The sequence below is a fragment of the Pseudomonas sp. H1_A03 genome (assembly GCF_054685145.1).
The window spans coordinates 748,775-767,096 of record NZ_CP162829.1 but is presented as its reverse complement, the minus strand read 5'-3'; the positions used below and the strand labels follow the sequence as shown (position 1 = coordinate 767,096).

At 59.9% G+C, this 18,322-nt stretch carries 15 protein-coding genes; 8 read left to right on the top strand and 7 right to left on the bottom strand.

What is annotated here, in order from left to right:
- Positions 1–6 precede the first annotated feature (6 nt).
- Both AB4O35_RS03615 and AB4O35_RS03610 read right to left on the bottom strand, forming a co-directional pair.
- Positions 7–489, bottom strand: a complete 483-nt coding sequence (locus tag AB4O35_RS03615) for a hypothetical protein (RefSeq protein ID WP_065871864.1) — start codon at positions 487–489, stop codon at positions 7–9.
- Between the two features lie 39 nt (positions 490–528).
- The gene (locus AB4O35_RS03610; RefSeq protein ID WP_065871863.1) at positions 529–930 is read right to left on the bottom strand and encodes a lysozyme inhibitor LprI family protein; all 402 of its coding nucleotides are present in this window, start codon (positions 928–930) and stop codon (positions 529–531) included.
- Positions 931–1,149: 219 nt separating this feature from the next.
- Between AB4O35_RS03610 and AB4O35_RS03605 the strand changes: the two genes are divergently transcribed.
- The 6 genes from AB4O35_RS03605 to etfB all read left to right on the top strand — a co-directional run bounded on the left by AB4O35_RS03605 (position 1,150) and on the right by etfB (position 8,904).
- Positions 1,150–2,127: a dipeptidase gene (locus AB4O35_RS03605; RefSeq protein ID WP_010207105.1), complete on the top strand. Its 978-nt coding sequence runs from the start codon at positions 1,150–1,152 to the stop codon at positions 2,125–2,127.
- A 55-nt stretch (positions 2,128–2,182) separates the two neighbouring features.
- Positions 2,183–2,713: a DUF5943 domain-containing protein gene (locus AB4O35_RS03600; protein ID WP_065871862.1), complete on the top strand. Its 531-nt coding sequence runs from the start codon at positions 2,183–2,185 to the stop codon at positions 2,711–2,713.
- A 15-nt stretch (positions 2,714–2,728) separates the two neighbouring features.
- Positions 2,729–4,789 carry a dimethylglycine demethylation protein DgcA gene (gene dgcA, locus AB4O35_RS03595; protein WP_065871861.1) on the top strand — a complete coding sequence of 687 codons (2,061 nt, stop codon included), beginning with the start codon at positions 2,729–2,731 and terminating at the stop codon, positions 4,787–4,789.
- Between the two features lie 158 nt (positions 4,790–4,947).
- A complete protein-coding gene (gene dgcB / locus AB4O35_RS03590; protein WP_065871860.1) occupies positions 4,948–6,903 on the top strand; it encodes a dimethylglycine demethylation protein DgcB in 1,956 nt (651 codons plus the stop codon).
- Positions 6,903–8,123: an electron transfer flavoprotein subunit alpha gene (etfA, locus tag AB4O35_RS03585; protein WP_065871859.1), complete on the top strand. Its 1,221-nt coding sequence runs from the start codon at positions 6,903–6,905 to the stop codon at positions 8,121–8,123. The genes dgcB and etfA overlap by 1 nt, the downstream gene beginning before the upstream one ends.
- Positions 8,124–8,133: 10 nt before the next feature.
- The gene (gene etfB / locus AB4O35_RS03580; protein ID WP_015886252.1) at positions 8,134–8,904 is read left to right on the top strand and encodes an electron transfer flavoprotein subunit beta; all 771 of its coding nucleotides are present in this window, start codon (positions 8,134–8,136) and stop codon (positions 8,902–8,904) included.
- 908 nt (positions 8,905–9,812) lie between these two features.
- Here the strand turns inward: etfB and gbcA are convergent.
- Positions 9,813–11,108 (bottom strand): glycine-betaine demethylase subunit GbcA, encoded by a 1,296-nt coding sequence (gbcA, locus tag AB4O35_RS03575; RefSeq protein WP_065871858.1) that lies wholly within the window; start codon positions 11,106–11,108, stop codon positions 9,813–9,815.
- Between the two features lie 280 nt (positions 11,109–11,388).
- Between gbcA and gbcB the strand changes: the two genes are divergently transcribed.
- Complete coding sequence (gbcB, locus tag AB4O35_RS03570; protein WP_065871857.1) at positions 11,389–12,489, top strand: glycine-betaine demethylase subunit GbcB; 1,101 nt, start codon at positions 11,389–11,391, stop codon at positions 12,487–12,489.
- Positions 12,490–12,492: 3 nt separating this feature from the next.
- On the opposite strand, the gene AB4O35_RS03565 is transcribed toward gbcB, so the two are convergent.
- Together AB4O35_RS03565 and AB4O35_RS03560 are read right to left on the bottom strand one after the other, a co-directional pair.
- Positions 12,493–13,308, bottom strand: a complete 816-nt coding sequence (locus AB4O35_RS03565; RefSeq protein WP_065871856.1) for a nitrilase family protein — start codon at positions 13,306–13,308, stop codon at positions 12,493–12,495.
- Positions 13,309–13,310: 2 nt separating this feature from the next.
- A complete protein-coding gene (locus tag AB4O35_RS03560; protein WP_175402995.1) occupies positions 13,311–14,744 on the bottom strand; it encodes a purine-cytosine permease family protein in 1,434 nt (477 codons plus the stop codon).
- Positions 14,745–15,027: 283 nt separating this feature from the next.
- Here AB4O35_RS03560 and AB4O35_RS03555 point away from each other — a divergent pair, with 283 nt between their 5' ends.
- On the top strand, positions 15,028–16,845 hold the full coding sequence (locus tag AB4O35_RS03555) for a flavin monoamine oxidase family protein (RefSeq protein WP_065880155.1): 1,818 nt from the start codon (positions 15,028–15,030) through the stop codon (positions 16,843–16,845).
- A gap of 58 nt (positions 16,846–16,903) precedes the next feature.
- On the opposite strand, the gene AB4O35_RS03550 is transcribed toward AB4O35_RS03555, so the two are convergent.
- Together AB4O35_RS03550 and AB4O35_RS03545 are read right to left on the bottom strand one after the other, a co-directional pair.
- Positions 16,904–17,101, bottom strand: coding sequence for a hypothetical protein (locus AB4O35_RS03550; RefSeq protein WP_065871853.1), 198 nt, complete (start codon positions 17,099–17,101; stop codon positions 16,904–16,906).
- Positions 17,102–17,276: 175 nt separating this feature from the next.
- On the bottom strand, positions 17,277–18,317 hold the full coding sequence (locus AB4O35_RS03545; RefSeq protein WP_058426659.1) for a threonine aldolase family protein: 1,041 nt from the start codon (positions 18,315–18,317) through the stop codon (positions 17,277–17,279).
- Between the last annotated feature and the right edge of the window lie 5 nt (positions 18,318–18,322).

Below are 18,322 nucleotides of genomic sequence, written 5' to 3'. Positions count from 1 at the left end.
AGGGTGTCAGTAATGCCGATCTTCTTCTTTGTGCTGGTAGATCCGGTGCACCGTCCAGAACATTAGCATCAAGCATAAAATCATCAGGCCAGCACTTGCGCTCATGATGTAGAAATTGGGCGAGCTCGATTTGAGGTTTGCCTTGATGTTATGCACTGTCGGAAACCACTTCGAATACACCACTGGCACCGGGCCGCCCACTACGTAGCCTGGGTCGTCAACGTAGCTGCTGTTGTTCACCATGCCTTCTTCGCGTTGGCCGTCATGGGTGAACGTGTAATAAACGTTGGTGCTAGAGGCTCGGGGGCCAACACTTTCAAGCTGGGTGATCTGCCCCATTGTTTCTACGGGCGCCGCTTTGATCAAGGCGTAGGGTGCGCCCCGGTCCTTGGACAGAAATAGCATCAGGCAGAGTACGAGCATGAAGAAAAACAGCAGCGTGGCGCGCGTGAACAGGAAGTCCCGTTGCGCTTCGCGTGGGTAGTACATGTGAAGTCCTTTTCAAGGGTGTTAAACGATAAAGCCTGCTTATTCCTGCCCAATCGACTCCAAAAACTCCGACCGCTCATCACTCATCCGCGCCAGGCAGTCATTCTGCGCAATCGCGTACGCCTTGGTGCCGTTCACCGCCGGAAAGGTGTCCACGGCGCAATCGGCGTCGCGTAACTTTTCCCACTTCTGTTGGGCATCCTTCAGACGAGCGGTAATGTCCGCCAGCTTGGTCTTGTCGCTGCCGTAGGTCGAAGCCATGCGTTCCAACAGGCCCTGATAGTTATCCTTGAGCAACTGATCGGCGGTGGTTTTATTGTAAGTGGCGCATTCCAGGGTTTGCTTGTCGTTTTCGATGCCGTCGCACGGCGTGCTGTCGGTGTCTTCGGCGGCGTGGACGCCGGTTGCGATGAGTGCCAAAGCCAGGAAAATCGATTTCATTGCGCCGTCTCATATCAGGTAATGGCTGAATTCTGGCCCAAGCGTAAGACAAATAACAGCCGCCAGTCAGACACCTCTTAACAGCCTTTGTCGTGGATTGACGCTTTCGGCAATTCCCCTGTCGTTTTTGCACCCGGCTCTGTCGGCCCCTGGGCATATGCTGGCCCCAAAGCGCCGGCAGACGATTCGGCGCATGAATCGCCAATAAGGGGACGCCTGATGAGCCCAGCCGAATTGCACGCCGACAGCATCGTTATCGACGGGTTGATTATTGCCAAGTGGAACCGCGACCTGTTCGAGGACATGCGCAAAGGTGGCCTCACCGCTGCCAACTGCACGGTGTCGGTGTGGGAAGGCTTCCAGGCCACCATTAACAACATCGTGGCCAGCCAGACCCTGATCCGTGAGAACAGCGACCTGGTGATACCGGTGAAAACCACCGCCGATATCCGCAAAGCCAAGGAGCAGGGCAAGACCGGCATCATCTTCGGCTTCCAGAACGCCCATGCCTTTGAAGACCAGCTTGGCTATGTGGAAATCTTCAAGCAGCTCGGCGTCGGCGTAGTGCAGATGTGCTACAACACCCAGAACCTGGTGGGCACCGGTTGCTACGAGCGCGATGGCGGCCTGTCGGGCTTTGGTCGCGAAATCGTGGCCGAGATGAACCGCGTCGGGATCATGTGCGACCTGTCCCACGTGGGCTCCAAGACCAGCGAAGAAGTCATCCTCGAATCGAAAAAGCCGGTGTGCTACTCCCACTGCCTGCCGTCGGGCCTTAAAGAGCACCCGCGCAACAAGTCCGATGAAGAACTCAAGTTCATTGCCGACCACGGTGGTTTTGTCGGCGTGACCATGTTCGCGCCATTCCTGGCCAAGGGCATCGATTCGACCATCGACGATTACGCCGAAGCCATCGAATACACCATGAACATCGTCGGCGAAGACGCCATCGGCATCGGCACCGACTTCACCCAGGGCCATGGCCAGGATTTCTTCGAAATGCTGACCCATGACAAGGGTTACGCGCGCCGCCTGACCAGCTTCGGCAAGATCATCAACCCGCTGGGCATCCGCACTGTGGGCGAGTTTCCCAACCTCACCGAGACCCTGCTCAAGCGCGGTCACCCTGAGCGTGTGGTGCGCAAGATCATGGGTGAGAACTGGGTCAACGTCCTCAAGGACGTCTGGGGCGAATAAGCCACCGCACTGTCGCGGAACATCAACACAACGAATTTTCTGGAGTTAAGTTTCCATGGCCAAGATCGCCCCGCAATTGCCTATCGAAGTCGACAGCGAAACCGGTGTCTGGACCTCCGACGCCCTGCCGATGCTGTACGTGCCACGCCATTTCTTCGTCAACAACCACATGGGTATCGAAGAAGTCCTCGGCGCTGACGCCTACGCCGACATCCTTTACAAAGCCGGCTACAAGTCCGCCTGGCACTGGTGTGAAAAAGAAGCCGAATGCCACGGCCTGGAAGGCGTCGCAGTGTTCGAACACTACATGAAGCGCCTGTCGCAGCGTGGCTGGGGCCTGTTCAAGATCCAGGACATCGACCTCGACAAAGGCACTGCCAGCGTCACGCTTGAACACTCGGCGTTTGTCTACGTGTACGGCAAGGTCGGGCGCAAGGTCGACTACATGTTCACCGGCTGGTTTGCCGGTGCCATGGACCAGATTCTGCAGGCGCGTGGCAGCCAAATCCGTACCGTCGCCGAACAAGTCTACGGAGGCTCCGAAGAGGGCCACGATGACGGCCTGTTCACCGTCAAGCCGTTGTAAGCCGAGGACCGTGCCATGGCTTTCGAAGCAATGTTTGCGCCGATTCAAATCGGCAAACTGACCATCCGCAACCGCGTGCTCAGTACCGCCCACGCCGAGGTGTATGCCACCGACGGCGGGATGACGACTGACCGCTATGTGAAATATTACGAAGAGAAAGCCAAGGGCGGCATCGGCCTGGCGATCTGCGGTGGCTCCTCAGTGGTGGCCATCGACAGCCCGCAGGAGTGGTGGAGCTCGGTCAATCTGTCCACCGACCGCATCATCCCGCACTTCCAGAACCTGGCTGACGCCATGCACAAGCATGGCGCCAAGATCATGATCCAGATTACCCACATGGGCCGTCGCTCGCGTTGGGACGGTTTTAACTGGCCGACCCTGATGTCGCCGTCCGGCGTGCGTGAGCCGGTGCACCGCGCTACCTGCAAGACCATCGAACCGGAAGAAATCTGGCGCGTGATCGGCAACTACGCCCAGGCCGCGCGTCGTGCCAAGGCCGGTGGCCTCGACGGCGTGGAACTGTCCGCCGTGCACCAGCACATGATCGACCAGTTCTGGAGCCCACGGGTCAACAAACGTACCGACGAATGGGGTGGCACCTTTGAAGGGCGCATGAAGTTCGGCCTGGAAGTCCTGAAAGCCGTGCGTGCCGAGGTCGGTGACGACTTCTGCGTGGGCATGCGCCTGTGCGGTGACGAGTTCCACCCGGACGGCTTGTCCCATGAGGACATGAAGCAGATCGCCAAGTATTACGACGACACCGGCATGCTTGATTTTATCGGCGTAGTGGGTTCGGGGTGCGACACCCACAACACCCTGGCCAACGTTATCCCCAACATGAGTTATCCACCGGAGCCGTTCCTGCACTTGGCCGCCGGGATCAAGGAAGTGGTCAAGGTCCCGGTGCTGCACGCGCAGAACATCAAGGACCCGAACCAGGCCACGCGCATCCTCGAAGGCGGTTATGTGGACATGGTCGGCATGACCCGTGCGCACATCGCCGACCCGCACCTGATCGCCAAGATCAAGATGGGCCAGATCGACCAGATCAAGCAGTGCGTCGGCGCCAACTACTGCATCGACCGCCAGTACCAGGGCCTGGATGTGCTGTGCATCCAGAACGCCGCGACCTCCCGTGAATACATGGGCGTGCCGCACATCATCGAGAAGTCCACCGGGCCCAAGCGCAAAGTCGTGGTCGTGGGTGCCGGCCCGGCAGGGATGGAAGCCGCGCGCGTCGCCGCTGAACGTGGCCACGATGTGACCCTGTTGGAAAAGAAAGAATTTATCGGCGGGCAGATCACTACCGCCTCGAAAGCGCCGCAACGTGACCAGATCGCCGGTATCACCCGCTGGTTCCAGCTGGAGTTGGCACGCTTGAAAGTCGACTTGCGCCTGGGCGTGGCCGCTGATGCCGAGACCATCCTCGACCTGCGCCCGGACGTGGTGGTGCTGGCGGTGGGCGGGCATCCGTTTATCGAACAGAACGAACACTGGGGCGCCGCCGAAGGCTTGGTAGTGAGTAGCTGGGACGTGCTCGACGGCAAGGTTGCGCCGGGCAAGAACGTGCTGGTGTACGACACCATTTGCGAATTCACCGGCATGTCGGTGGCGGATTTCCTGGCGGACAAAGGCTGCCAGGTCGAGATCGTCACTGACGATATCAAGCCCGGTGTGGCCATCGGCGGTACGTCATTCCCGACCTACTACCGCAGCATGTACCCCAAGGAAGTGATCATGACCGGCGACATGATGCTGGAAAAGGTCTACCGCGAAGGCGACAAGCTGGTGGCGGTGCTGGAGAACGAATACACCGGTGCCAAAGAGGAGCGGGTGGTGGACCAGGTGGTGGTGGAAAACGGCGTGCGTCCGGATGAAGCCCTTTACTACGGGCTCAAGGACGGATCGCGCAACAAGGGCCAGATCGACGTTGAAGCCTTGTTCGCGATCCAGCCGCAGCCGTGCCTGAGCGAGGCGGGCGAGGGCTACTTGCTGTTCCGCATTGGTGATTGTGTGGCGCAGCGAAATACCCACGCTGCGATCTACGACGCCCTGCGCCTGTGCAAGGATTTCTGACGAGGTGAACTCGGCCCAATGTGGGAGCGGGCTTGCTCGCGAAGGCGGTGTGTCAGTCGATACATCCGGTGGCTGACCCACCGCTTTCGCGAGCAAGCCCGCTCCCACATTGGGGGCCAGTTTCACAGTAGACCTGTATGGTCTTTGGGAGCTTCACCATGTTGAACACCTTGCTTCCCATTTTATTATTCGCAGCCCTTGGCCTTGCCGTCCTCGGCGCCCTGCGCCGGGTGAACATGTGGCGCCGTGGCCGCGCCTCCAAAGTCGACCTGCTCGGTGGCCTGCTGGCCATGCCCAAGCGCTACGTGGTCGACTTACACCACGTGGTTGCCCGCGACAAATACATCGCCAACACCCACGTCGCCACGGCGTTGGGCTTTGTGCTGTCAGCGCTGCTGGCGATTCTGGTGCACGGTTTCGGCCTGCATAACCGCATCCTCGGCTATGCCCTGCTGTTGGCCTCGGTGCTGATGTTTGTCGGCGCCACGTTTGTCTATCTGCGCCGCCGTAACCCGCCGTCACGCCTGTCGAAAGGCCCTTGGATGCGCCTGCCGAAAAGCCTGATGGCGTTTTCGGTGAGCTTTTTCCTGGTGACGCTGCCGGTGGCCGGGATCCTGCCGGCCGACTTCGGCGGCTGGCTGTTGGCTGCGCTGCTCAGTGTGGGCGTGCTGTGGGGCGTGTCGGAAATGTTTTTCGGCATGACATGGGGCGGCCCGATGAAGCACGCCTTCGCCGGTGCCCTGCACCTGGCCTGGCACCGCCGCGCCGAGCGCTTTGGCGGTGGCCGTTCCACCGGTTTGAAGCCGCTGGACCTCGGCGATAAAACCGCGCCGCTGGGCGTGGAAAAACCCAAGGATTTCACCTGGAACCAACTGCTCGGATTTGACGCCTGCGTGCAGTGCGGCAAGTGCGAAGCCGCGTGCCCGGCCTTCGCCGCCGGCCAGCCGCTGAACCCTAAAAAGCTGATCCAGGATATGGTGGTCGGCCTGGCTGGCGGCACTGATGCCAAGTTCGCCGGCAGCCCCTATCCAGGCAAACCGGTAGGCGAGCACAGCGGCAACCCGCACCAGCCCATCGTCAACGGCCTGGTGGACGCCGAAACCCTGTGGTCCTGCACCACCTGCCGCGCCTGCGTGGAGGAGTGCCCGATGATGATCGAGCACGTGGACGCCATCGTCGACATGCGCCGCTACCTCACCCTGGAAAAAGGCGCGACTCCGAACAAGGGCGCCGAAGTCCTCGAGAACCTGATCGCCACCGATAACCCGGGCGGCTTTGCACCGGGCGGTCGCCTGAACTGGGCGGCGGATCTGAACCTGCCGCTGCTCAGCGAAAAGGGCAGCGCCGAGGTACTGTTCTGGGTTGGCGACGGTGCCTTCGACATGCGCAACCAACGTACCCTGCGAGCGTTCGTCAAAGTACTCAAAGCGGCCAACGTCGACTTTGCCGTGCTTGGCCTGGAAGAACGCGACAGCGGCGACGTGGCGCGGCGCCTGGGTGATGAAGCGACCTTCCAGTTGCTGGCCACGCGCAATATCCAGACCCTGGCCAAGTACAGCTTCAAGCGCATCGTTACCTGCGACCCGCACAGTTTCCATGTGCTGAAAAACGAGTACGGCGCCTTTAACGGCAACTACCTCGTGCAACACCACAGTACGTTCATGGCCGAGTTGATCGGCGAGGGCGCGTTGAACCTGGGCCAACACAAAGGCAACAGCGTGACCTACCACGACCCATGCTACCTGGGCCGCTACAACGGCGAGTACGAGGCGCCGCGCCAAGTGCTGCGGGCGTTGGGCATTGAGGTCAAAGAGATGCAACGTTCGGGCTTCCGTTCACGCTGCTGCGGTGGCGGCGGCGGTGCGCCGATCACCGACATTCCCGGCAAGCAACGGATTCCGGACATGCGCATGGAAGACATCCGCGAAACCGGCGCCGAGCTGGTGGCTGTGGGCTGCCCGCAGTGCACGGCAATGCTCGAAGGTGTAGTCGAGCCGCGCCCATTGATCAAGGACATCGCCGAATTGGTGGCCGACGCTTTATTGGAAGACGCCGCGCCTGCCACTTCGCCGACTAAACGCCCTGTCCAACAAAAGTCTGCGGAGGTGCATTGATGAGCGACATTATCCGCCGCGACCCACGGGCCGAATGGATCGCCCGCAACCGTCTGCACCCGCTGCACGCGGCGATGCAGCCGGTGCAACACAGTTGGATGGGGCCTAACGGCGTCATCCGCAAGAACGTCCACGGTGTTGGTTTTATCGGTCCCAACGGCATCAAGCGTATCGACCGCAGCGGCGCCCAGCAGGGCGGTGCGGCCAAGCGTACGGCAGCGGTGGAAGTGCAGTTGCCACTGCATCAGGTGCCGGCGCCGGCGTTCTACATCAACGTGGTGCCGGACATGGTCGGCGGTCGCCTGAGCAGCCACGACCGCGACCTGCTGGGCCTGGCGCGGCAACTCGCTGGCAGCGATGGCGCGGTGTTGGCGGTGGTGTTTGGCGAGCACAAGGAAAATGCGTTTGCCACGGCGGGCGTCGACCGCCTGCTGGTGCTGGAAGGTCACGAATTCGACGGTTATTCACCGGAGCAACGGGTGCAAGGTTTGCGCGCTGTGGATAACCAGTTCAACCCGCGCCACTGGTTGCTGCCGGACAGCCGCAGCGGTGGTGGCGAACTGGGCCGACGCTTTGCCGCCAGCCTCAAGGAACGCCCGGCCACGCGGGTCTGGCAGATCAAGGGCGACGAGTGCATCGGCCGCGCCGGGGCTGGCCAGGAAGACTTGGCCCGGCCGTTGGCGCGCCTGATCCTGGCGGCCGTGGAGTGCGCTGAACCGGTCAGCGAAACCCGGCATGAAGTGTTGCCCGTGGAGTTATCCACAGCCCTGGCGCGCAGCTTGCCGCGCATTGAAGATCTTGGCGCGGTGGCGGTTGACCCGGCGGCGATTCCCATGGCCGAGGCGGAATTCATTTTCTCCGGCGGCAATGGCGTGAAGGACTGGACGCTTTTCCACCAGACCGCCGCCGCATTGGGTGCCACCGAGGGCGCCTCGCGGGTGGCCGTGGACGACGGCTTTATGGCGCGTGATCGCCAGGTCGGCGCCAGCGGCACCTGGGTCACCGCGCGGGTGTATGTGGCCGTGGGTATTTCCGGGGCCATCCAGCACCTGCAAGGCATCGGTGCCTGCGACAAGGTGGTGGCGATCAACCTAGACCCCGGCTGCGACATGATCAAGCGGGCCGACCTCTCGGTCATTGGCGAAAGTAACGCGATACTGCAAGCCTTGATCGATGCGGTCGAGGCCTACCGCAACGGCGCCAAGCGCGATGCGGCTTAAGGATATGGCCATGACCACGAATGTAATCAGTTTGGTTTCCATCGGCGCCCACCCTACCTCCGGGCGCCCGCGCCGTGCGGAGCAGGACGCCCGCGCTGTCGAACTGGGTTTGCAGATGGCTGGGGATAAGTTGCAGGTGCTGCATGCCGGCAACATCGCCGAACCGACCCTGCGTAGTTACCTGGGCATGGGCTTGCCAGAGTTACATGTACTGGAGCAACCGGCTGGCAGCGATGCGTTGCCGGTACTCAGTGAATACTTGCGCGATGCCGGTGCCCAGGTGGTGCTCACCGGCAGCCAGGCCGAAACCGGTGAAGGCTCGGGCATGTTGCCGTTCTTGCTGGCCGAGCAGTTGGGCTGGCCGCTGATAGTCGGGCTGGCGCAGGTTGAATCGATCGAAGCGGGCGTGGCCCATGTGCTGCAAGCCCTGCCACGCGGCCAGCGGCGCCGGTTGAAGGTGCGTTTGCCATTTCTGGCGACCGTGGATAACGCCGCGCCCAAGCCTCGGCAAAGTGCGTATGGCCCGGCGCAGCGCGGTGAACTGGCGGCTCACGAAGTTGAAGTCGAGCAGGACGCGTTATACACAGGGGCCGTGCTGCAACCGGCCAAGCCTCGCCCCAAGCGGCTCAAGGTGATCAAGGCCAAGAGCGGCGCCGATCGTATGAAAGCCGCCACGGCCAAGGCCAGCGGCGGCGGTGGGCAAGTGCTCAAGGGCCTTAGCCCGGAAGCGGGTGCCGAGGCCATTCTCAAGTTGTTGGTTGAGGAAGGCGTCGTACGCTGATCCCCTGTGGGCGCTGGCGTATCTGTACCTGTAGTGAGCGGGCTTGCCCCGCGCTGGGGAGCGAAGCCGCCCCAATAAATACGCCGCTGAGTTTCAGATAAAACCATGTCGTTTGGTTTGGGGCGGCTTCGCTCCCCAGCGCGGGGCAAGCCCGCTCACCACAAGGATGTGTAGATTCCAAGGGCTATAGCAGGGAAGCCAGCGCCCACTTCTTAACGTCCCTTGGGCTTACCCACAATCCCTGTTGACCCGTCTGTGGATAACCTGTTCGCGGTTGTCCACAGCCCCTGTCAATCAAGCCCTCCAGCCCTCTGTACGAAAAACAACCAAGCTAACTGACCGTTTTTGCTTGGGTTTTTCCCTGCACTGCGCCATTTAACACATCAGACTTGCCCCCATACTCTGTTGGCGCTTCTGTGGATAAGGTGTTCGCTATTGGCCACAGCCCTTATGATTAAAGGCGTTCATGAGATTGATCAAAGTTTGATCGACTTAAGCTTTTACGCGAATAAAATCCCTGCACACCGCGATTTATGAAGGTTTGAGGTGGTTTTCCACAGCGCTGTCAAAGTTGCCCCCAAAGTCTGTTGGTGCTTCTGTGGATAAGGTGTTCGCCTACCGCTACAGGGCACGTGATTCGTGGCTTTCAGTGAGTTGATCAATAAGTGATCAGGAGCGGGTGAAAACCGCTGGCTTGAATAAGTCACGGATTTTCTTCATTTAATTTTAGGCGGGAGACGTACTTGCCCACAATTGCTGTGGGTGGCTCTGTGGATAAGTTGTTGGGTAAAGGCTGGAGGGCGGGTATCTACAGGCGCTAGCGAGGCTTGCTCAAATTTTGAACAGTTAAGACATTCAACGGTGGGAACGAGCTAGCCCGCTCCCACCGTTTGATCTGTGGGTGTCAATTACTCGTGGGCGGCAACGCCTTTGAGGTAAGGCGCCGGCGCCGCGCCCAGGTTGCTCAACATGCGCTCGCTGTACCAGTCAACGAAGTTCACCACACCGAACTCGTAGGTTTTGGAGTACGGGCCGGGCTGGTAGGCGGTGGAGTTGATCCCGCGCTGGTTCTCTTCGGCCAGGCGACGGTCCTGGTCGTTGGTGGCGTCCCACACCTGGCGCATGCGGTCCACGTCGTAGTCCACACCTTCCACGGCGTCCTTGTGCACGATCCACTTGGTGGTGACCATGGTTTCCTGGGCGCTGATCGGCCACACGGTGAACACGATGATGTGGTCGCCCATGCAGTGGTTCCACGAATGCGGCAGGTGCAGGATGCGCATCGAGCCCAGGTCCGGGTTCTTGATGCGGCCCATGAGTTTGGCGCAGCCCTGTTTGCCATCCAGGGTCATCGACACGGTGCCCTTGAGCAGCGGCATGCGCACGATGCGGTTGCGCAGGCCAAAGCTGGCGTGTGCGTAAGGGATTTTCTCGGCATCCCAGGCGGCAGCGGAGGCGGCCACGTGGTCCTTGAAGGCCTGGTCGGCGCGCGGGTCGGTGACGTCGTCCCATTCCAGCAGGGTTTTCAGCAGTTCCGGGTGCGACGCGTTGCAGTGGTAGCACTCGCGGTTGTTTTCCAGTACCAGTTTCCAGTTGGCTTTTTCGAACAAGGTGGTCTGAATGGCCACCTTGGTGTTTTCCATGTCGTAGGGTTCCATGTAATGGCTCAGCGTCGACAGGAAGTCATCGATGGCCGGCGGGTTCTCGGCCAGGCTGATGAAGATGTAGCCGCCGGCGGTCTTTACGTTCACCGGCTTGAGGCCGTATTGCTTCATGTCGAAGTCGGCGCCCATCTCGGTGCCGGCGAACAGCAGGCGGCCGTCCAGTTCGTAGGTCCACTGGTGGTAATGGCAGACCAGTTTGGCAACCTTGCCCTTGTCGCTGGTGCACAAACGTGAACCACGGTGGCGGCACACGTTGTGGAACGCATGCACCACGCCGTCGGCGCCACGGATCACGATGATCGGGTTCTTGCCCACTTGCAGGGTCAGGTAGTTGCCCTTGGTGGGGATCTCGCAGGTCATGCCGGCAATCAACCACTCTTTCTGGAAGATCTCCTGCATGTCGATATCAAACAGCCGTTCATCAGAGTAGAACGGCTGTGGCAGTGAAAAGGTGCGCTCGCGCTCTTGCAGCATCTGCGCGGTGGCCTTGCGTGCGGGTTCCAGCGGATCGCCCAAGCTTAAGGTTGCGGTGACGTCCATCGTGTGGGTCCTCATGGCCATTCTGTGTGGCCGAGATAAGTGGCTAATCAGGTTTGCAGCAAGGCGTAAAGAAAGCGTCTGTGTTGGGAGCGAGTGTGGGGCCGCCGATGCGCCGAACCTTATCCATGGGCGACATGGCCCAACCTGATCCCGACGCGCAAGCCTAGGTCGTTGGGGGCTGGTCGCGATAAGTATGTGAATGTCGCAGATAGGTAAATGGGTGGTTCTCGCGTTACGCAGAATCGCCACCATAAGGCCGACGTCGGCGGTGGAGAACAACATGTCCAGTAATTTCCTGAATCCGGTAACCACCCAGACCTGGGCCAATGGTCGGCACATTGTCCGTTGCGTCAAAGTCATCCAGGAAACCTGGGACGTGCGCACCTTCTGTTTCATGGCCGACCAGCCGATCCTGTTCTTTTTCAAGCCAGGGCAGTTCGTCACCCTGGAGCTGGAAATCGAAGGCCAGCCGATCATGCGCTCCTATACTATTTCCAGTTCACCGTCGGTGCCTTACAGCTTTTCGGTGACCATCAAGCGTGTGCCGGGCGGCAAGGTTTCCAACTGGCTGCACGATACCCTTCATGAAGGGCAAGAGTTGGCGGTGCACGGGCCGGTCGGTTTGTTCAACGCCATCGACTTCCCGAGCCCGAAAGTGTTGTACCTCAGCGGCGGCGTCGGCATCACGCCGGTGATGTCCATGGCGCGCTGGTTCTATGACACCAACGCCAACGTCGACATGACGTTTATCCACAGCGCCCGTTCGCCCAAAGACATCATCTACCACCGCGAGCTGGAGCACATGGCATCGCGGATCGACAACTTCAGCCTGCACCTGATCTGCGAGAAACATGGGTTGGGTGAGCCTTGGGCGGGGTATCGCGGTTACCTGAACCACAAGATGCTCGAACTGATGGTGCCGGACTTCCTGGAGCGCGAAGTGTTCTGCTGCGGCCCTACGCCGTACATGAACGCGGTGAAACGCCTGCTGGAAGCTGCGGGTTTCGACATGGCGCGTTACCACGAGGAATCCTTCGGCGCGACGCCAGCGGAAGCCCGTGCGGATGCGGTGGAACAAGCCGAACAAGCCGCCGACGCGCCGGAAATCGATCTGGCGGATCTGCACCAAGTGGAGTTCATCGCGTCGGGTAAGAGCATTCGCGTGGCACCGGGCGAAACCGTGCACGCGGCGGCGGCCAAGCTTGGGCTGTTGATCCCGAAAGCCTGCGGCATGGGCATCTGCGGAACGTGCAAGGTGATGAAGCTGGGTGGCGAGGTCGAGATGGACCACAACGGCGGGATCACCGAGGAAGACGAAGCCGAAGGCTACATCCTGTCGTGCTGCAGTGTGCCGAAGGGGGATGTGCGCATTGAGTTCTGATGCTCAATACAGCCCAGGCCGACGGTCCTGATGAACGTGATTGTGGCCGCTGATTGACTTGTCCCGGGCCTGCGCCAGTGGCAAGTCAGCCACTAGCTGGTGTTCCTCCGGATGGGAGGTCGCGCCGGCCAATGGGTAGCCGTCAGCGTCGACGATGACCGAGCCGCCCACCCAGTTGACGCCGCGTTCCTCGCCATAGCGGTCGCACGCGGCGATGAACATGCGGTTGACTGCCGCGTTGGCCTGGACCCGCACGATCTCTGCCGGCCTTTCACCTGCAGGCCGCGCGCCTTCTGGCCAGTTCACCGGCGCGCAAAGCAGGTCCGCGCCGGCCAGCGCTGGCAGACGTACCCACTCGGGCAGTTCCAGGTCGTAGCAGATCATCACGCCGATCCGTCCGACGGCGGTGTCGACCACTGGCGGCGGCGAGTCGCCGGGGGTGAATATCAGCTTCTCGCGGTCCCACAAATGCGCCTTGCGGTATACCGTCAGCCGCCCGGTGGGTTCGACCAGTGCGGCACTGTTGGCAACGCGTCCCGCGCTCAGGCGCTCGCAGAACCCTGCGACGATGATGATTCCCAGCTCAAGCGCCAGGCTTTTCCACAGGCTAAGGGTCGGGCCGTCAAGTGTCTCGGAGACCGTGTGAGCTTCGTCCTGGTCGGTGAATACGTAACCGCTTTGGATCAGCTCTGGTAGGACAACTACGTGGGCGTTGAGGTTGGCGGCCGCGCGGATCGAGCGTTCGGTCAGCGCGCGGTTGTAGTCGGCCTCGCCGATACGCGGCGCCAGTTGATGGCAAACGACGCGTAGCGTCTCCATGACTAGTCTCCTTCTAATTGATGTTCGCTGGCCTGCATGGCCAGCGACTCGGCAGCGTGGTCGAGGTGGCGAGTCATCACGCAGTAAACCAGCGCCGAGACTGCCAGGCCTATCACGAACGCAATATCGGCGCCGCCCAACATCGTGCTGATGGGGCCTTGGTAAAAATCCAGAGCCATAAAAGGAATCATAGCGGCTAAACCGAGGAAGTACGCGGTGAGCCCGGCACCCGACCAACGCCCATAGATGCCGGCCGGGTTGAATATGTCGCTGATTGCGTAGTGCCCTTTTCGTACGACGTAGAAGTCTGCGAGGTTGACGGCCGTCCAGGGCACCAGGAAATACAGCATCAAGAGCACGAAGGTGTTGAAGCTGCTCAGGTAGCTCTCAGGGATGCTCAAGGCAATCGCGAAAATGATTGCGGCCACCAGGCTGATCCCGACGATGCGGCTCTTGATCCTGGGTTTGATCGGGACAAAACCGTCAATGGCGCTGATCCCGGTGAGCATCGCGCCATAACAGTTGACGGCCATGATGCCGACCAGCGCCGGCACGGCAATCAGCACGGTAAAGGTGCCAAACCCAGGCAACAGTTGGTTGCCCACGGCCTGGACACTGCCAATGGCGTCGGGTGAGGGCAGCGCCGAGGCCAGGAATGCGCCCAACGACATCAACCACAGCGCCGAGCCCGCAGCCCCCAGGTAGGTCCAGAGGATGACACTGCGCGACGGCGTGCTGTGGGGCAGGTAGCGCGAGTAATCCGAGACATACACGGCGTAGCTGATCTGATAGCCCGCAGCGGCTGACAATTGGATCAGGAAGGCCGACCAGGAAAAATGTGCGTCGGCCACGGCTGAATCGGCCTGCAGGTGCAGCAAGGCCGCGACGGTCAGGACCGCGAAGACACTGATCATCACGTAGGTCAGCCAGCGTTGCACGGTGTGCAGGAGGTCGTGGCCGATGACGGCGATCACCACCGCAAGGATGATCATCAATGCATACCAGGGCGCGCGGTGGCCGGGCAGCACAGTATTGATGGCGTCGGTGGCCAGGATGACGTTGAACACGTTGAAACCGATGTACACGAAGACCACTGCGACAAACGGCACGATGGCGCCACGCAGGCCGAACTGGGCGCGCGACTGGATCATCTGCGGCAAGCCCATGCGCGGTCCCTGGTTGGCGTGGAACGCCATGGCGAACGTGCCCAGGCACACGCCGATTACGATCGCCAGGATCGCGTACATCAGGCTCAGCCCCAAGGCTGCGCCGGTAAACCCGGTGACCATGGTGGTGAGCACGAAGTTGCCGGTGAACCAGAACGGCGCCTGATGCCACACCTTGCCGTGGCGTTCATTGCGCGGCACGTAGTCGATGGAGCGGGTTTCGATTTTCAGCGTGCTGGAGGCGGGAGCTGCCGATCGGTCGGAGGGCATGTTCATAGGTATCACGGTCTGTTTTTATTGAGTGAGTTGCGCAGAGTCTTGTAAGCAAAAAAACAATTGAATCGGCATTTTCAAATAATCACTTTATGAATCTCTGAACTGAGTGCGCAAAACCCTCTGGAATAAGGTTTGCCTTACTGATTCACTTTTTTATTTCCAACGGATATAGAGACATTTCCTACGAGTCACTACGCTGAAGAACACATTCGTCGTAGTCACCTTTCGCAGTGAAGCAGTAGGTGGACGTCCTGTTTGCACTCCAAGGATGATTGCCATGTCTGCTATTCCCTCCCGAAGTAAAGGCGCTGCGCGCTTGCTTGCCAACGATGTCAGTGCACTGGTTCCTGACTTTCCTTTTCATTACCGCCGGTTCCTTGATACCGCCGTGAGTAACGGCACTCCGTTGGCGCAGGTTTCCAGCCTGGCGTATGGCAGCAAGGTGTTGATCGTCGGCGCAGGCGTTGCGGGAATGGTGGCGGCCTATGAAGCCATGCGCATGGGTTTACACCCTGTGGTGGTAGAGGCCAGTGATCGTATTGGTGGGCGGCTGTATTCCTACGTGGCGGGTGATCCGCAAGATCCCGCGAACAGTGTGATCTGTGAAATGGGGGCGATGCGCTTTCCTGTGTCAGGCAAGGCGTTGATGCACTATTTCGAGAAGGTCGGCATGACGGCCAACTCGGCGGATTTTCCCAACCCTGGTTCGGCGGCAACCTCCAGTACGGTAGTCGACTACCAGCAAAAACAGACCTATTACGAAGGCAATAACCTGCCGCCGGAATACGCCGAGATTGAGCGGTTGTTGTTCGAGGTGTTCCTTGAGCAGGACCCGATCAAGTTCACCGAGATGGAAGCGGCAATGTCCGAGGGCAGCATTGATCAGGCCAAGATCAAGACCTTGTGGAACGCAATCCTGGATGCGGGTTGGGACAACCTCAGTTTTTTTGCCGCGATGGTCGAGCAGGCGGGGTGGAGTCGCGAAGACATTGATCTGTTCGGCCAGATCGGCTTCGGCACCGGCGGTTGGAACACCGACTATCCCAATTGTTTCCTGGAGGTGCTGCGGGTGCTGTATACCGGGCTGGATACCAACCATAAGTTGATGTTCGACGGTTCCAGCGAGCTGCCAACACGGTTATGGAGTCGCGCCCCGGATACCTTTGGTGACGCCATGGCGCATTGGCCTGCGGGCACCACTGTCCAAGGCCTGACGACCCAAGTCATTGCCCAGCCTTTAAAGCAGGAGGTGCGGCAGATTATACGTCGCCCGGATGGCGAGTTCGACGTATGGGTGTACGACCATAATCTGGGAGACGATCGTCAATACACTTTTCCTGCCGTGGTCTACACCCCTCACAAGCGGATCCTCGACAAATTCCGCTACATGGATGGGGCCGCCCGCTTCAATCAAATGAATGACCTGTTATCCCCAAAGGAATGGGAAGCGGTGATGTACACGCACTACATGCAATCCGCCAAAATCTTCGCGCAAACCCAGCGGCCCTTCTGGACTGATGTGGAAGCAGATTTTCAACACAAGATGAGCGTGACCCTGTCGGATCGCATCACCCGTGGCACCTACCTGCTGGACTACAGTCAAGGCCTCGGGCCTTACAGGGGGAGCGGTATGTTTTTGTCTTATACCTGGAATGACGACAGCCTCAAATTCCTGGGGGATCGCAGTGCGCCGCAGCCGTCCCACGTGCAGGTGTGCACAAGCTTGCTGGACAGCGTGTATGCCCCTCATCAGTTGAACCTGGCGGCTGAGTTCGGCATGACCAACCCCTTTGTCGAAATCAACTGGGAGGAGCAGCCGTTTTTCCTGTGCGCGTTCAAAATGAATCTGCCGGGCCAGTACGAGTACCAGCGCTTGCTGTTTTCTCAGTTTATGAACGGTGTGCAGGGTCCGAAACCCGATGGGTTCATTCTGGCGGGTGACGACGTTTCGTTCACGGGAGGCTGGGCAGAAGGAGCGGTGACGACGGCCTTGAATGCCGTCAATAAGCTGGCGTTGAAATTCAACGGTGGGACCTTTCTCACAAACCGCGGCCCCATTGATGATTGGCAAGCGCTTCAGCCGAAGGCCTTGTGAGCGAAATCACATCAGTCCCGCGTCGCAGGTCATGAGTCTGCGGCGCGGGCGTTAGTGGTTAGCGCACGAAAAGGTTGATGATGTATCCGCCGGATGCTGTCATTTCGAACTCTTTTCCAGTCACGGTAAAGGTTCTGGACGGCTCGATGATGGTGTCGCCGACGTTGGCCAGCTTCCTGAGGTCGTCCAGGCTGACGAATGTAGCATCGACGTCGGCACGCAGCTGAGAATCAGTGGTGTAGCATTGAATTTCCATGATGTTGCCCTCTATAGGATTTCCATTTCCAGCCGATTGTTCGGCAGGCAGTCAGCCCCGAAAAACGCGTCCGTCTGTTCGGGGTGACGAGATCCTACTCAAGGAAGGGGGTAGATAGATACTGTCAGAAATACGTACAAACAGTCTCTGAAACGCTGCTGAAAGCCCCGTGGTTTCAGGCCTCCATCACTTTCCGAATATCCGCCGCCAATTCTCTTACACGTTCTTCCTCGGTATCCCACGCACACATGAAGCGTGCGCCGCCTTTGCCGATAAAGGTGTAGAAGCGCCAGCCCTTGGCGGTCAACGCGGCAATCGCCGGTTCCGAGAGTTGCAGGAATACGCCATTGGCCTGCACAGGGAACATCAGCTCAACGCCAGGAATATCCGCCACCAGGCTGCTCAGCAGTTGTGCGCAGTGGTTGGCGTGACGGGCGTGTTTGAGCCAGGCGTCGTTTTCCAGCAGGCCTACCCAGGGGGCGGAGAGGAAGCGCATTTTCGAGGCCAGCTGGCCCGCTTGTTTGCAGCGATAGTCGAAGTCTTCCGCCAGTTTGTGGTTGAAGAACAGGATCGCTTCGCCCACCGCCATGCCGTTTTTGGTACCGCCAAAGCACAGCACATCTACGCCGGCCTTCCAGGTCAGGTCCGCTGGCGAGCAGCCGAGGAAGGCGCAGGCGTTGGAGAAACGCGCGCCGTCCATGTGCAGGTTCAGGCCCAGTTCCTTGCAGGTGGCGCTGATGGCGCGGATTTCTTCCGGGGTGTACACGCTGCCGACTTCAGTGGCCTGGGTAAGCGTGACCACGCGCGGCTTGGGGTAGTGGATGTCCTGGCGCTTGAGGGCGATCTCGCGGATCGACTCCGGGGTCAGTTTGCCGTTTTCGGTGCGTGCGGTGAGCAGCTTGGAGCCGTTGGAGAAAAACTCCGGCGCGCCGCATTCGTCGGTCTCGACGTGGGCGGTTTCCGAGCAAATCACGCTATGGTAGCTCTGGCACAAAGAGGACAGCGCCAGGGAGTTGGCCGCTGTACCGTTGAAGGCGAAGAACACTTCGCAGTCGGTTTCGAACAAGTTGCGGAAACCGTCGGCGGCGCGGTGGGTCCATTCATCATCGCCGTAGGCGCGCTGATGGCCTTGGTTGGCTTGTTCCATGGCGGCCCAGGCTTCCGGGCAGATGCCGGAATAGTTGTCACTGGCGAATTGTTGGCTCTTGTCGGTCATGGCCC